Raw genomic sequence first — 15425 nt, forward strand, 5'->3', positions numbered from 1 at the left:
GCTGAAGAGGTGCGCATTATAGACACCCAATCCAGACCGTCAAGAAAAATAACGATCAAGGTTTTAAATGGATGCATGAGCACAGCGCCTGATCGCCACCTTTCCTTGCTTGATATGGCTAGCACATGCCGCCGCGACCCGGGCTCGCACCCTTCCATGTACATCGAGGCGGCGAGACCCTGCAAAGGCGCGGTTGCCGTTCTGCGGCCAGCAATGTTATCGTCCGCGCGTCACGCGGGAGAGAACTCCCGTATGGAGTCGCCGAAGGCGCAACCCCCCGGAACCGCTCAGGCACAACGGACCGCGTGCGAATCACAAGTCTGGAGAGCGATACGGCCGCAGGCGCGGCAGGCGTATCCACCGAAGGGGCACCCGCCCTGACGCGTACTTACATATATGTATACGCGCAGGACGAAATCTCTCAGGTACAAGGGACAGATGGGGCGAACCTGGCAGACGGCCGCGTTCGCCCTTTTTTCGTTCACCACGCGGAGCCCACTCTAATGAACACACCTGCCAAGCAGACCCCACTGCACGCCGCCCATATCGCATCCGGTGCACGTATGGTCGATTTTGCCGGCTGGGACATGCCGGTCAACTATGGCTCCCAGATAGAAGAACATCACGCCGTTCGCCGCGACGCCGGTATGTTCGACGTGTCTCACATGCTCGCCCTGGATCTCGCAGGTCCGGACGCCACGCCCTTTCTCCGCAACCTCCTCGCCAACGATGTGAGCAAGCTCAAGGATGCTGGCAAGGCCTTGTACAGTTGCATGCTCAACGAGCAAGGCGGTGTGATAGACGACCTGATCGTCTATCGGTTCAGCGATGCCGACTACCGCATCGTCGTGAACGCCGGCACGGCGGACAAGGACGTTGCATGGATGCGCAAGCGCATCGCGACCATTGCCGCCAATGTCACACTGCAGGCGCGTCGTGACCTGGCGATGATTGCAGTTCAGGGGCCGCGTGCGATCGAGCGCGCACAAGCGGCCTTGCCCGAGCTATCAACCTCGCGAGGCATACCATCACCCTTCAGCGGGGTGAGGGCGGGCGACCTGCTCATTGCCCGCACCGGCTACACCGGCGAGGACGGGCTGGAGATCGCCGTCCCCGCGAGCCGCGTCGAGGCAATGTGGAATGCCCTGCTCGCGGCCGGGGTCAAGCCCTGCGGCCTTGGCGCACGCGACACCTTGCGCCTTGAGGCGGGCATGAACCTCTACGGCCAGGATATGGACGACGGCGTATCGCCGCTGAACGCCGGCCTGTCATGGACGGTGGACCTCAAGGACCCGGAGCGCGACTTCGTCGGCCGCGCGGCACTCGATGCAAACCCCGGCACCCAGCGACTGCTCGGCCTTGTACTGGAGGACAAGGGTGTGCTGCGCTCGCACATGAAGGTCTTCTCCGCTGCCGGCGAGGGCGAGACCACCAGCGGCAGCTTCTCGCCTACGCTGGAGAAATCGGTCGCCTTCGCTCGCATGCCGCTCGCAACCGCAGCCGGCGAAGAGGTCGAAGTCGAAGTGCGCGGCAAGCGCCTCAAAGCTCGCACCGTCAAGCTGCCCTTCGTGCGCAACGGACAGATCCTTGTCTGACGCCGCGTCAGGCCGACGTGGGCCCCAGCCTTACCTACCTGAAGAATCAACCCGACCGGGCGTCGTCGCATGACCGCCCCCAACACCTGGAGAAGAGAATGAGCAAGGTTCCCGCAGAACTGAAGTACACCAAGTCCCACGAATGGATCCGTGCCGAGGCCGATGGCACGCTGACCATCGGCGTCACCGACCACGCCCAGGAGGCGCTCGGCGACGTGGTCTTCCTCGAGCTGCCTGAAGCTGGCCGCAATCTGAGCGCAGGCGAGGCATGTGCCGTGATCGAGTCGGTCAAGGCCGCCTCCGACATCTACGCCCCCGTGGCAGGCGAAGTCATCGCCAACAACCAGGATGTGGCCGACGCCCCCGAGAGCGTCAACGCCGACGCCTACGGCGCCTGGCTGTTCAAGCTCAAGCCCGCAAACCCGGACGACGTCGGCGCCCTGATGGATGCTGCCGGCTACGAAGCGGAAATCGCCCAGGCCTGACCATGACCGACACCCTGCTTTCCGCCCCGCTCGCTGCACTGGAGCAGCGCAACGCCTTCATCAGTCGCCACATCGGCCCCGATACCGAGCAGATCGCCCGCATGTGCGCGACGATCGGCGTGCGTGACATCGACGCGCTGATCGCGCAGACCGTCCCCGCCGGCATCCGCCTGGCGCAGGCGCTCCCGCTGGCGCCCGCAGTCCCCGAGCATGAAGCGCTCGCCAGGCTCCAGACCATCGCTGCCAACAACGTGGTCAGGAAGTCCCTGATCGGTCAGGGCTACTACGGCACCCACACGCCGGCCGTGATCCTGCGCAACGTGATGGAAAACCCGGGCTGGTACACCGCGTACACACCCTACCAGGCCGAGATCGCCCAGGGCCGCCTGGAGGCACTGCTCAACTACCAGCAGATGGTGATCGATCTCACCGGGCTGGAGCTTGCCAATGCGTCCCTGCTCGACGAGGCCACAGCTGCCGCGGAAGCAATGACCATGGCGCGCCGGGTGTCGAAGTCCAAGTCGAACGTCTTCTTCATCGACGAAGCCTGCTTCCCGCAGACCATCGACGTGGTGCGCACACGTGCGCACTACTTCGGTTACGAGCTGGTGTTCGGCAAGGCGCAAGAAGCCGCCGCACACGACGCCTTTGGCGCCTTGTTGCAGTACCCCAACGCACGCGGCGAGGTGATCGACCTGTCGGCCCCGATCGCCGCACTCAAGGCGAAGGGCACAATCGTCGCGGTGGCCAGCGACCTCATGGCGCTGGTCCTGCTCAAGAGCCCGGGAGCAATGGGCGCAGACATCGCACTCGGCTCGGCGCAGCGCTTCGGCGTACCGATGGGTTTCGGCGGCCCGCACGCGGCCTTCTTCGCCACCCGCGAAGCCTTCGTGCGCTCGATGCCTGGCCGCATCATCGGTGTCTCGAAGGACACCCGCGGCAAGACCGCGCTGCGCATGACGCTGCAGACGCGCGAGCAGCACATCCGGCGCGAGAAGGCCAACTCCAACATCTGCACCTCGCAGGTCCTGCTCGCCAACATGGCGGGTTTCTATGCCGTGTATCACGGTCCGCAAGGCCTGCGCACGATCGCAGCACGCATCCATCGCCTGACGGCACTGCTCGCCGCAGCGCTGCGCGAGGGCGGCTTCACCGTCAATGCCGACGCCTTCTTCGACACCATCCAGGTCGATGCAGGCGCACGCGCGCCGGCCATCGCCGCTGCAGCCGCAAATGCCGGCTACAACCTGCATGTCGCTTCGGGCACGACCCTCGGGCTGGCCGTGGATGAAACAACCACCCGCGACGACCTCGTCCGCGTGCTCGAGTGCTTCGGCCTCCACGCCGACCTCGCGGCGCTCGACGCCCGTCTCGCCCAGAGCGGCGGCAACCTGCCCGCCGAGGTGCTGCGCACCGACCCCATCCTGGCGCATCCGGTATTCAACACGCACCACACCGAGCACGAGATGCTGCGCTACCTCAAGAAGCTGCAGAACCGCGACCTTGCGCTCGATCACTCGATGATCTCGCTCGGCTCGTGCACGATGAAGCTCAACGCCACCAGCGAGATGATCCCGGTGACCTGGCCGGCATTCGCCAACCTGCACCCGTTCGCACCCCGCGAACAGGCTACCGGCTACCTCGAGATGATCGAGGGCTTGGCCGACTACCTGCGTGCCGTCACCGGCTTCCCGGCGATCTGCATGCAGCCCAACTCGGGCGCGCAGGGCGAGTACGCCGGCTTGGTGGCGATCGCGCGCTATCACGCCAGCCGCGGCGAGGCGCATCGCAACGTGTGCCTGATTCCCAAGTCTGCCCACGGCACCAACCCGGCCACCGCGCAGATGTGCGGCATGCAGGTGGTGGTGGTCGAATGCGACGACAACGGCAACGTGGACGTCGCCGACCTCGAGGCCAAGGCCGAAAAGCACGCTGCCCAGCTGGCAGCGCTGATGATCACCTACCCGTCCACGCACGGCGTGTTCGAGGAATCGATCCGCGAGATCTGCGCCATCGTCCATGCCCATGGTGGCCAGGTGTACATGGACGGCGCCAACCTCAACGCCCAGGTCGGCCTTACCTCCCCGGCAACGATCGGTGCCGACGTGTCGCACATGAACCTGCACAAGACCTTCTGCATCCCGCACGGCGGCGGCGGTCCGGGCATGGGGCCGATCGGCCTCGCCGCACACCTCGCGCCCTTCATGGCCGACCACGTAGTGCAGCCCACGGGCGGCGCTGACCGTCCCAACCTGGGCCAGGGCGCAGTCTCGGCCGCGCCTTTCGGCTCCGCCAGCATCCTGCCGATCTCGTGGATGTACATCACGATGATGGGCGGAGAGGGCCTCAAGCGCGCGACCGAGGTAGCGATCCTCAACGCCAACTACCTCGCCGAGCGCCTCAAGGACCACTACCCGGTGCTCTACACCGGCAGCCAGGGCCGCGTCGCGCATGAATGCATCCTCGACATCCGGCCGATCAAGGCCGCGACCGGCATCTCCGAGGTCGACATCGCCAAGCGCCTGATGGACTACGGCTTCCACGCGCCGACCATGTCCTTCCCGGTGCCGGGTACAATCATGGTCGAGCCTACCGAGTCCGAAGGCCTCGATGAACTCGAGCGCTTCGCAGCCGCGATGATCGCGATCCGCGACGAGATCCGCCAGGTCGAGGCCGGCGTCTGGCCGGCCGAGGACAACCCGCTGAGGAACGCCCCCCACACCCAGGCCGACTTCATCGGCGAGTGGACCCGCCCGTACTCGCGCGAACAGGCGGTGTTCCCCCTGGCCTGGGTCGCGGAGAACAAGTTCTGGCCGAGCGTCAACCGCATCGATGACGTCTATGGCGACCGCAACCTGTTCTGCGCCTGCGTGCCGATGAGCGACTACGCGGACTGAGCCCGATCCTGGGGCCATGCCCCAGGCACTCGACTGCAGCAAAGCCACGCCCACGAGCGTGGCTTTTTTTTGCCCTGCGGGTCCGCCGCCTCAAACTCGGGTGCGCAAGTGGCCTATCATGAAGCCAAAAAAGAAGACCCCCACTCGCTCACTCACCCGACTCATGCTCACCCCACTCACGCACCGTAACCTGCTCTGGTCGGCCCTGCTGGCCGCCAGCGTCGCCCTGCTCATCCTGTTGTTTGCCGGCCTGCTCGCGCAGATGCGCCCGGTTTCCATGCACGACCTGCACCTCGGGGCTGGCGAGAAGCTCAAGTGTGTCTCCTACGCCCCCTACCACCGTCCCGGACAGACTCCGCTCGACCCCGACACCCGCATCGAGCGCGAGCAGATCGCAGCCGATCTTGCCGCCCTCGCAGAGATCACCCGCTGCGTGCGCCTCTACTCGGTCAGCCAGGGCCTCGAGCACGTACCCGAACTCGCCCGCCCACTCGGTCTGCAGGTGCTGCTGGGCGCCTGGATCGGCTACGACGTGAGCGCGAACGCAGCGGAACTCGAGCGCGCAATCACTCTCGCAAACGACAATGCGGACGTCGTGCGAGCGCTGATTGTCGGTAACGAAGTATTGCTGCGCCGTGAGCGCACACCAGCCGAGATGCAGGCCTTGATCCGCGACGCGAAGGCTCGCACGCAGGTACCGGTCACGTACGCCGACGTCTGGGAATTCTGGACTCGCCACGATGAACTCGCGGCGGAGGTCGATTTCGTCACCGTACACATTCTTCCGTTCTGGGAGGATGAGCCGGTCGATATCGACCACGCCCTCACTCACGTGGCCGACATTCGCCGCCAGGTCGGCATCCATTTCGGCACCAAGCCCGTGCTGATCGGGGAGACCGGTTGGCCGAGTGCGGGACGCCAAAGAGAGCAATCCCGCCCATCCCTGGTCAATCAGGCGCGCTATATCCGCGAGTTCGTACACCAGGCGCATCAGGAGGGGTGGGACTACAACATCATCGAGGCCATCGACCAACCCTGGAAACGCCGTCTGGAAGGCACGGTCGGCGGCCATTGGGGCCTGCTCGAAGCGGGCAGCCTGCACCCCAAGTTCGCACTTGCGGGCGCTGTCGTCGAGCGCGAAAGCCTGTTCGGCCCCATCGGCGGTGCCCTGCTCGGAGGCCTGATCGCCTGCCTGCTCGCAGCCACCGGACGCAGGACGCGCTGCCTTCGCGTCAGCGCTCTGACGGCCTGCGGCGCAGTCGGCGGCGTGATCTTGGTACTGCACTGGGAGCACGCTCATCTCGCCTACCGCGACGCGCTCGAATGGAGTGTGCTCGGTGGCATCGCTGCACTTGCAGGCCTGCTGCCGCTGGTACTGGCGCGCTGGCATGGTGAGCCGATACCCGATACCGCGAGCGCCGCCCGCAGCTTGTGGCGGGCCGAGCGCATGCGCTCCAAGGCGCCGTCGGTCGGCTTGCTGCGCGGCCTGTTCCTGTTCGCCGCGGCAGTTGCAGCGCTGCTGCTGTGGGTGGATCCTCGCTATCGCGACTTCCCCACCTGGCTCTATCTTGCGCCTGCTCTGGTATTCGGCGTGATCGGCTGGTGGCGCAGCCGCATCACCATCGCAGAGCGCACCTGCGCAGCCGTCATCGTTATTGGCGTAATTGCACGCTGGCTGAGCGAGCCCGCAAACCCGCAGGCCATCGCCTGGCTGTCATGCGGCCTTGCTCTCGCCGTGCCGGTGCTGGCGCTGCGCAGCCACGAGCACCAACAGGGATAGCAGGGTGCCAACAGCAGCCGGATCATAACTGTAGAACACCAGTCCCAACAGGCCACTGACCCATCCCAGCCAGGCAAGGCGACGGCACCCCAGCACGAAGGCCGCGCTCCCCGCCGCCAGGCTCAACCAACCGACGCGCTGGTGCATGAAGCCCTGTACCAGCGCGTCCTTGAGCAGGCACAACAGCGGCTCACCGCCACTGGTGCAGTCGCGCGGCAACAGCCCCGCCTCCAACACGCCGTGTCGCAGCCAGAGCGCTGCCCCGGCAACTGCACAGGCCACGAGCAAGACCTGCCGAAGTGCATGTTTGTCGAAATCCAATGGCTTCAATCCGGGCTTATCCTTAAAAATCATGGCCGCAGCGCGGCACAAACCTGCTGTTGCAAATTCGCATCGTGCGTCGCTCGTAAGGGACTGAAATGGCGCATAAAATGCGCCCGGCTCACCGTCCGAAGGGACGCGCCCGATGTTCGCGATTGTGTCACAGCAACGGCACAAGCGACATTTGCACGTGGCGCGACCACGCGACGCAGACGAGGGCAAGGCCACCACGCCGCACGATCACAGCAAGGCTCCAGACAAGAATATGAAACACGCCGCTTCGTTCGCAGTCCGCCTGGCCGTCGCCATCGCGATCGCCGCCATGGTCGCCTTCGCTCAGTACTGGATCTGGCAGCAGTTCAACCGTGGGGTCGAGTTCATCGGCACCAACCAGAGTATCAAGGGCTTCGCCTACAACGGCTTCCAGCGTGACCAAAGCCCGCTCCGCGGCAGCTACCCCGCACGCCAGGATGTCGCCTCCGACCTCGACCTCCTCGGGCGCATGTCGGACGGCCTGCGCACCTACGGCATGTATGACCTGCCCGACCTGCTGGCGCTGGCGGGTGAGCGCGACATGATGGTCACGGCCGGTGCCTGGCTCGATGGCGACAAGGACAAGAACGCTCGCGAGATCGACGGCCTCATCGACGCCGCCCGCAGCATGCGCCACATCGAGCGCGTGATGGTCGGCAACGAGGCCATCCTGCGCGGCGATTTGCGAGTCGATGAGCTCATCACCTACCTCGACCAGGTACGCAAGGCAATCCGCAAGCCGGTATCCACTGCCGAGCCCTGGCACGTGTGGCTGCGTTACCCCGAGCTCGCCAAGCATGTCGACTACATCACCGTGCACTTGCTGCCTTATCACGAAGGCCTGCCGGTCGAGGAAGCGGTCGAGTATGCCTTCCAACGCTACGATGAAGTCGCCAAGGCGCACCCACGCAAGAAGATCGTCGTCGGCGAGGTCGGCTGGCCGAGTCGCGGCCCTACCATCGGCGCCTCGGTCCCCTCGCTCGACAACCAGGCTCGCTTCGTGCGCGAATTTCTCGCCCACCCGCGCACCCCGCGCATCGACTACTTCCTGATGGAGGCCATCGACCAACCCTGGAAGGTCGATGTCGAAGGCTGGGCGGGTCCTTACTGGGGCATGTTCAATGCCGATCGCGAGCTCAAGTATGCGCTCGAAGGCCTCGTCGAGCGGGATCCCTACTGGTCGCAAAAGGCAAGCAACGCCGCGGCACTGGCGTTCATCCCGATGATGCTGGCAGCCTTCTTCCTGCCCGGCTGGAGCGTGTTCGGCCGCCTCTTCCTCGCTGCGCTGATCCAGGCCTGCGTGTCCACGCTGATCATCGGCATCAACGTCCCGGTGGACTATTACCTCACCCAGCGCGACCTCATCGGCCTGGTGCTGCTCATCGGCGCGACCTGCATGACAGCAGCGGTGCTGCTGTCGCACGGCTTCGAGTTCGGCGAGGTGCTGTTCAAGAAGAAATGGCAGCGCCGCTTCATGCCGCTGCCGCCGCACGCCCCCGACCAGCAACCCTTCGTATCGATCCACCTCGCCTGCTACAACGAGCCGCCGGAGATGGTGATCGCGACCATCGATAGTCTGGCGAAGATGAACTACGAGAACTTCGAAGTCCTCGTGCTCGACAACAACACCCGCGACGAGGCGCTGTGGAAGCCGCTCGAGCGCCGCTGCGCCGAACTTGGCCCGCGCTTCCGCTTCTTCCACCTTGCCAATTGGCCCGGCTTCAAGGCTGGCGCCCTGAACTACGGCCTCAAGGTCACCGATCCGCGCGCCGAGGTGGTGGGCGTGGTCGACGCGGACTACGTGGTCGAGCCCGATTGGCTAGCCTGCCTGATCCCCCACTTCGACCAACCCGACGTCGCCGTCGTACAAGCACCTCAGGCCCACCGCGACTGGGAGACCCAACCCTTCAAGCGCATGTGCAACTGGGAGTTCGACGGTTTCTTCCGCATCGGCATGCACCACCGCAACGAGCGCAACGCGCTGATCCAGCACGGCACCATGACCCTGGTGCGCCGCCTGGCGCTCGAAGAGGTCGGCGGATGGTCCGAATGGTGCATCTGCGAGGACACCGAACTCGGTCTGCGCCTGATCGAGAAGGGCTACGACACCCGTTATGTCGACCATATCCTCGGCCGTGGCCTGACACCCTCGGGCTTCGCAGCGATCAAGAGCCAGCGCTTCCGCTGGGCCTTCGGCGCAATGCAGATTCTCAAGGCCCACCTGCCGCAGATGATCGGCCGCAGCAACCTCAACCTCGCTCAGCGCTACCACTTCCTCACGGGTTGGTTCGCGTGGCTGGGCGACGCCCTGCAACTCGTGTTCGCGTTCGGCAGCCTGCTGTGGACGCTGGGCATCCTGCTGTTCCCGAAGGCCTTCGGCCTGCCGGTGATCGCACTCGCGCTGCCCATCCTCGGCTTCATGGCCTTCAAGGCGGCGCTCGGCCCCATCCTCTACCGGCGCACCATGGATTGCCCGTGGAAGGACATCCTCGGTGCCTCGATCCTGTCGGTAGGCCTCGCGCACGCGATCGCGCGCGGCGTGTTCGCCGGCCTGGTCAAGAAGAAAGGCGTGTTCGTCGTCACCCCCAAAGGCTGGCGCGGCGGCGGCGCACTGGCCTTCTTCAATCCGATCCGCGAGGAGATCGGCATGCTCGTGGCCCTGCTCCTCGGCGCGGCAACCCTCGTCGCGCAGCGCGGCGCAGACAACCTGGAGACTCAACTGTGGGTCGGCATCCTATGCCTGCAGTGCATTCCCTACGTTGCCGCAGTGCTCTGCCAGGTTGCCGCCTACATGCCGGAGCGCAAGCCCGCTGCGGCGGCGACGGTGCTCCAGCCGCAGGCCTGAGCGCTTCGCTCAGTAAAGGACCAAGCCGATCGCCGCAGCGACGATCAAGGCGGGATAGACGATCAGTGTCACGCCCAGCCCGCCCTTGATCATCACCTTCTGCGGTACGTGGCCGCTACCGAACACGATGGCGTTGGGCGGTGTCGCCACTGGCAGCAGGAAGGCGCAGGACGTGCCCACCGCCACCAGCACGGCAAGCGGCACGCTTTCGACCTGAGGCGCCAGTCCAAGGAACAGCGGAATGAGCAGCGCCGCACTGGCGGTGTTGCTGGTGACCTCGGTGATGATGAGCGCGAAGAGGATCATCAGCCCCAGGCAAAGCAGCACCGGCATGCTTTGCAAGGGACCGCCGAGTTGGGCGGCAAGCCAGGCGGCGGCGCCGCTCTCGGCCAGCGCCTTGCTCAGCGTCAACCCGCCCCCGAACAGCAGCAGCACGCCCCACTCGGTACTGCGCTCGACATCCCGCCAACTGGCCAGCCCAAGCCCATGCAGAAGGACAAGCGCGAGGATCGCGACCGCCGCATCGTAACCGCGTACCAGACCAAACATTGCACCCAGCGGCGCACCAAACACCCACAGTGCGACGGTCAGCCCAAACACCCCAAACATCGCCTTCTGCGGCCCGGTCCACGCTGCGGGCGGCGGCGGCGAAGTCAGCACGATGTCGAGCCTGGGCTTCAGCGTGCGACGCAGCGCAAACTCCATCAGTGGCATCAGCACGAGCACCAGCGGCAACCCCCAGGCGAGCCAGCCGGCGAAGCTCAGGCCCACGTTCGAGGCCGCGATCGCATTGGGCGGGCTACCTACCAGCGTGCCGATGCCACCGATGTTGGCCGAGAAGGCGACGCCAAGAAGCACGTACATCCAGGTGCGCCGGTACTGCTCGACCGGCAGGGGCGACAGCAATCCGAGCGCCAGCGGCAGCATCATCGCGGCCGTGGCCGTGTTGCTGATCCACATCGACATGAAGGCAGTGAGCCAGAACATCCAGCGCACGGCGCGACCGAAGTGCGCCCCGGCACGCCGCATCACCTGCCCCGCCATCCATCGATCCAGTCCCTGGCGCTGCAGGCCCGCAGCAAGCGCGAAACCGCCCAGAAAAAGGAAGATCACCGGATCAGCGAACTGCAACAAGGCCTCGTCGAAGGCAAGCACACCGCTCGCCGCAGCCAGCAGCGGCACCAGCAGCGCGGTGACGCTGACATGCAGCGCTTCGCTCATCCACAACCAGGCAATCGTCGCCACGAGGGCCAGCCCGGCGCCGGCGGCGCCGAGTCCCGAACCGAGCCACGTGTTGAGACCGACGAACAACAGGCCAGCGATGAGCAGATTGATCGATCGAGACAAGTGGATACCCTATGGACAGTGATTGGGGAAACAGCGCCGAGCAGCCAAGCGCTCAGCCAGCCCAGGCTGGCAGCAGACGCGCCAGCCTGGGTAGCTCGAAGGCCCGGTAATCCGGCAAGCCGCCACGCACCGGCTGGGTGAACTCACCCTCGACCAGCGGACGTATGTAGTCGCAAGCAGCCTGGGTGACGTGGAGTCCGTCTGCGCTCAGGAAGGCAGACGGCAGGGCACGCTCGAGATTGGCGATCGGACGCGTGTCCACCGCGACCACATCCCAGCGGTAAGGGGCATCCTGAAGGCGGCGGATGGCAGACATCTGGCCACCGCCGCCAGCAAGCGCATACTCGACAGCCGCCCGACCGACTGCCATCGCCTGCTCGCGATCGGTCGCCGACAGCCAGTGCCCGCTCGCACGCTGCAGGTAGTCCGGGATCGCCCAATGATGCTTGTAACCGAGTTGCTCATGGAGCAGGCGTGCGATTGCCGACCCTGCGCCGCCGAGTTGGACGTAACCACGCGGGTCGCGCGACTTCTCCATGAGCAGACTGCCGTCAGCGCGGCGGATGCCCTCTGACACCGTCACCGTGCAATAGCCGAGCCGCTCGGTCGTCTCGCGCACACGTTGCAGGAAGCGCGCCTCATCGAACCCCACCTCCGGCAGCAGCACCACATGTGGCGCGCGCTCGGGATCGCCGTCAGCGGCAAGCGCGGTAGCCGCGGCCAGCCAGCCCGTGTTGCGCCCCATCACCTCGAGTACGAAGACGCTACCCTTGCGTCCGACCATCGACGCAATGTCGAGCCCGGCTTCCAGCATCGAGGTTGCGAGGTACTTGGCGGCAGAGCCGAAGCCCGGGCAGCAGTCGGTGCCGACGATATCGTTGTCCACCGTCTTCGGAACGCCGACACACTGCAGAGGATGGCCACGGCGCAACGCTTCGTCATGCAGGCGCGCCACCGCGTCCATCGAACCGTTTCCGCCGTTGTAGAGCAGGTAGCCGATGCGGTGGGCGTCGAACACTGCGAACAGGCGATCCATCACTGCTCCGCCATCGTCCCGCGGCAGGTCGAACCGACATGAGCCGAAAGCACCGCCCGGCGTACGAGCCAGGCGCTCGAGCGCGGTCTCGTCGAGCGCATCCGTATCGATCAGATCCTCGGCGAGCACGCCACCAATACCGCGATGCGCTGCCAGCACCTTTCCGATGCGTGGTGCGTAGCTGCGCGCGGTCTCGATCACCGCCGCCGCGGTCGCGTTGATGACGGCGGTCACGCCGCCCGAATGCGCATAGAGCAGGTTCGAATGCGTCATCGCGCCAGACCTCCCGACGAAATCCGTTGCCGAAGCAACCATCTCGCCGCAGCATCAAAACAAACGCGGCCGCCACCGAATCCGGCGCGGCCGCGCGAGAGAGCTGGCCAGTACACACACCGGCCCGCCCACGATCCAGAGAAGATTACTTGAGCGCTGCGAAAGCGTTCGCGGTAATCTCCTCGACCGGGCCGAGACCCGAGATCTTGCGCACCTTGGGAGCATTGGCGTCGCCGGAGGCGGCCCACTTGCCGTAGTACTCGACGAGCGGCTTGGTCTGCGCATGGTAGACATCGAGACGCTTCTTCACCGTCTCTTCCTTGTCATCGTCGCGCTGCACCAGATCCTCGCCGGTCACGTCATCCTTGCCTTCGACCTTGGGCGGGTTGTATTTGACATGGTAGGTGCGACCCGAGGCGAGGTGGGCGCGGCGCCCGCTCATGCGTTCGACGATCTCGCTGTCGGGCACATCGATCTCGAGCACGAAGTCGATCGGCACACCGGCGTCCTTCATTGCATCTGCCTGCGGGATGGTGCGCGGGAAGCCGTCGAACATATAGCCGGCCTTGCAGTCATCCTGCAAAAGGCGATCCTTCACCAGGCCGATGATGATGTCGTCGGAAACCAGGCCGCCGGCATCCATCACCTTCTTGGCCTCGATGCCGAGCGGCGTGCCCGCCTTGACCGCTGCGCGCAGCATGTCACCGGTGGAGATCTGCGGAATGCCGAACTTCTCCTTGATGAAGTTGGCTTGCGTCCCCTTGCCGGCACCCGGCGGCCCCAAAAGAATCAGTCGCATACACCCTCCCGAAATTGACGGCCCTGGACGAGGCCGATTGATTATTGATTGATGAACAGGCCGAAACTTAACCGACGCAGGTCGCGGCGGTCAAACAGCGCCACTGGCATAAATTGCCCGTACACGCTCGAGGTCCTCCATGGTGTCCACCCCTGCTGCAGGCGCATGGTCGAGTTCGAGCACACCGATACGGTAGCCATGCCAGAGCGCCCGCAACTGTTCCAGCGCCTCCCAGTGCTCGAGCGGAGACGGCGCGAGGCTGGCATAACGGCGCAGAAAGCCGACGCGATAGGCATAGAGGCCAACGTGGCGCAGCATGGGCAGCCCGGCCGGCAACCCGGTGCGCGCCTCCGCCCAGGCATCGCGCGCCCACGGGATCGGCGCGCGCGAGAAGTACAGCGCTCGCCCCGCGGCATCACAGACAACCTTGACCACGTTGGGATTGAAAACCTCGGCCGCATCTGCGAGCGGGTGGGCAGCCGTCGCAATCGCGCATTCAGCATCCCGGGCGAGCGCTTCGGCAACGGCAGCAACGACTGCAGTGTCGATCAAGGGCTCGTCGCCCTGAACATTGACGATGATGTCCTCGTCGGCCCACGCGCACAGCTCAGCCACCTCGGCGAGACGATCGGTACCACTCGGATGATCTGAACGGGTCATCACCACGACACCGCCCGCCGCACTCACGGCATCGCGAACGCCGTCGTGATCGGTCGCCACCAGAACCTCGGCAGCCCCCGCTGCGCGCACACGCTCGAGCACACGCACGATCATCGGCTTTCCACAGATGTCGGCCAAAGGCTTGGCCGGCAGTCGTGTCGACGCATAACGCGCCGGAACCACGATCCGAAACGCTGTCATGGCGCCCGTCCGGCTCAGCAGCGGCGGGGGTCGCGCAAAGCGTCGACCTCTTCGGCGCTCATCGCGCGTGCTTCCTCATCCAGCATGACCGGAATGCCGTCACGTATGGGGTAGGCCAGGCGATCGGCCTTGCACACCAATTCCTGCTTGTCGGCCAGGAAGTCGAGCGGCCCCTTGCACAACGGGCAGACGAGGATCTCAAGCAGTCGTGGGTCCATCTTCGAGTTTCTCCAGGATGCGTGTGGCGGCATCGACGCCGATCTGCGCCTTCACCGGTAGCTCCCAGCTGTCGGCAGGCGCGAAAGCCCGGCATTTTACCGCATCCTTGGCCGTCATCAGGATCGGCCTTGCATCGCCGAAGGCAAGGTCTTCAGCGACAAAGGCATGATGGTCGGCAAAGGGGTGTGCAATCACCTCCAGCCCCGCTTCGGCCAATTGATCGAAAAAGCGCTGCGGGCGACCAATACCCGCCACTGCATGCACCCTCTGCCCGCTCAACTCAGCCAGGGCACGCGTGCGCTGCGGTTCATTCACCGCCTGCAGCACAGCGCCTTCCAGCCGCATGGCATGGACCGGAACATCATGCGCCGCCGCGCGCGTGCTCGCCGACAACTCGCCATGCGCGATCACGAGATCGACCTCGGCCAGACGGGCAAGGGGCTCTCGCAACGGCCCCGCGGGCAGCAGCCAGCGGTTGCCCAGCGTGGCCTCGTCGACGACCGCGATCTCGATGTCCCGCCCCAGGCGGTAGTGCTGCAGACCGTCGTCGGCGACGATCACGTCGCAAGCGGGCGTGTTCCGCAACAGCTCCGCCGCGGCCGCCACCCGGTCCCGTCCCACCACCAATGGGCACCCGGTGATCCGAGCCAGCAGAACGGGTTCGTCGCCGAACGTCGCCGGGTCACCATCGGCCGGCACTGCCGCGACGCCCTGCACGCTGCCGCCGTGGCCGCGACTCACGATCCCCGGCTGCCAGCCGGCCGCGCGCAATACCTCGACCAGCCAGGCCACGACCGGCGTCTTGCCACTGCCGCCCACTGCGATGTTGCCAACGATGACCACCGGCACCGGCAGGCGCTGAGCGCGCACGCGCGCGCGCCGCCGACGCGCGAGCGCACCGAACAGCGCCGACAGCGGCCGCAGCGCGCACGCG

The 15425-nt window shown here is 65.6% G+C and carries 12 protein-coding genes and 2 riboswitches; of the genes, 5 read left to right on the top strand and 7 right to left on the bottom strand.

Going from position 1 to position 15425, the window contains the following annotated elements:
* Nucleotides 1-225: 225 nt before the first annotated feature.
* A riboswitch (glycine riboswitch) is annotated at nt 226-314 on the top strand.
* Nucleotides 315-448: riboswitch (glycine riboswitch) on the top strand.
* 55 nt (nt 449-503) lie between these two features.
* The 4 genes from gcvT to B447_RS20405 all read left to right on the top strand — a co-directional run bounded on the left by gcvT (nt 504) and on the right by B447_RS20405 (nt 6757).
* Entirely contained in the window at nt 504-1595 is a 1092-nt protein-coding gene (gene gcvT / locus B447_RS20390) for a glycine cleavage system aminomethyltransferase GcvT (protein WP_002945364.1), read from the top strand.
* A gap of 98 nt (nt 1596-1693) precedes the next feature.
* Complete coding sequence (gene gcvH, locus B447_RS20395) at nt 1694-2080, top strand: glycine cleavage system protein GcvH (protein ID WP_002927686.1); 387 nt, start codon at nt 1694-1696, stop codon at nt 2078-2080.
* A 2-nt stretch (nt 2081-2082) separates the two neighbouring features.
* Entirely contained in the window at nt 2083-4977 is a 2895-nt protein-coding gene (gene gcvP / locus B447_RS20400; RefSeq protein ID WP_002945370.1) for an aminomethyl-transferring glycine dehydrogenase, read from the top strand.
* Nucleotides 4978-5140: 163 nt separating this feature from the next.
* On the top strand, nt 5141-6757 hold the full coding sequence (locus tag B447_RS20405; RefSeq protein ID WP_002945373.1) for a glycoside hydrolase family 17 protein: 1617 nt from the start codon (nt 5141-5143) through the stop codon (nt 6755-6757).
* Here the strand turns inward: B447_RS20405 and B447_RS20410 are convergent.
* Nucleotides 6692-7078, bottom strand: a complete 387-nt coding sequence (locus tag B447_RS20410; RefSeq protein WP_232431689.1) for a hypothetical protein — start codon at nt 7076-7078, stop codon at nt 6692-6694. The two genes, B447_RS20405 and B447_RS20410, sit on opposite strands and share 66 nt — an antisense overlap.
* Nucleotides 7079-7343: 265 nt before the next feature.
* Here B447_RS20410 and B447_RS20415 point away from each other — a divergent pair, with 265 nt between their 5' ends.
* On the top strand, nt 7344-9956 hold the full coding sequence (locus B447_RS20415; RefSeq protein WP_198291847.1) for a glycosyltransferase: 2613 nt from the start codon (nt 7344-7346) through the stop codon (nt 9954-9956).
* A 9-nt stretch (nt 9957-9965) separates the two neighbouring features.
* On the opposite strand, the gene B447_RS20420 is transcribed toward B447_RS20415, so the two are convergent.
* From B447_RS20420 to lpxK, 6 genes are all read right to left on the bottom strand, one after another.
* Nucleotides 9966-11303, bottom strand: coding sequence for an SLC13 family permease (locus B447_RS20420; RefSeq protein ID WP_002945382.1), 1338 nt, complete (start codon nt 11301-11303; stop codon nt 9966-9968).
* Nucleotides 11304-11355: 52 nt separating this feature from the next.
* Nucleotides 11356-12612 carry a 6-phosphofructokinase gene (locus B447_RS20425; RefSeq protein WP_002945384.1) on the bottom strand — a complete coding sequence of 419 codons (1257 nt, stop codon included), beginning with the start codon at nt 12610-12612 and terminating at the stop codon, nt 11356-11358.
* A gap of 145 nt (nt 12613-12757) precedes the next feature.
* Nucleotides 12758-13411, bottom strand: a complete 654-nt coding sequence (adk, locus tag B447_RS20430; protein ID WP_002927699.1) for an adenylate kinase — start codon at nt 13409-13411, stop codon at nt 12758-12760.
* 90 nt (nt 13412-13501) lie between these two features.
* The gene (kdsB, locus tag B447_RS20435) at nt 13502-14272 is read right to left on the bottom strand and encodes a 3-deoxy-manno-octulosonate cytidylyltransferase (RefSeq protein ID WP_037983289.1); all 771 of its coding nucleotides are present in this window, start codon (nt 14270-14272) and stop codon (nt 13502-13504) included.
* 14 nt (nt 14273-14286) lie between these two features.
* The gene (locus B447_RS20440; RefSeq protein ID WP_002927703.1) at nt 14287-14490 is read right to left on the bottom strand and encodes a Trm112 family protein; all 204 of its coding nucleotides are present in this window, start codon (nt 14488-14490) and stop codon (nt 14287-14289) included.
* The coding region (gene lpxK / locus B447_RS20445) for a tetraacyldisaccharide 4'-kinase (RefSeq protein WP_002945397.1) at nt 14471-15425 on the bottom strand (955 nt) is incomplete at its 5' end. The genes B447_RS20440 and lpxK, both read right to left, overlap by 20 nt.

Source organism: Thauera sp. 27, assembly GCF_000310125.2.
Lineage (GTDB): Bacteria > Pseudomonadota > Gammaproteobacteria > Burkholderiales > Rhodocyclaceae > Thauera > Thauera mechernichensis.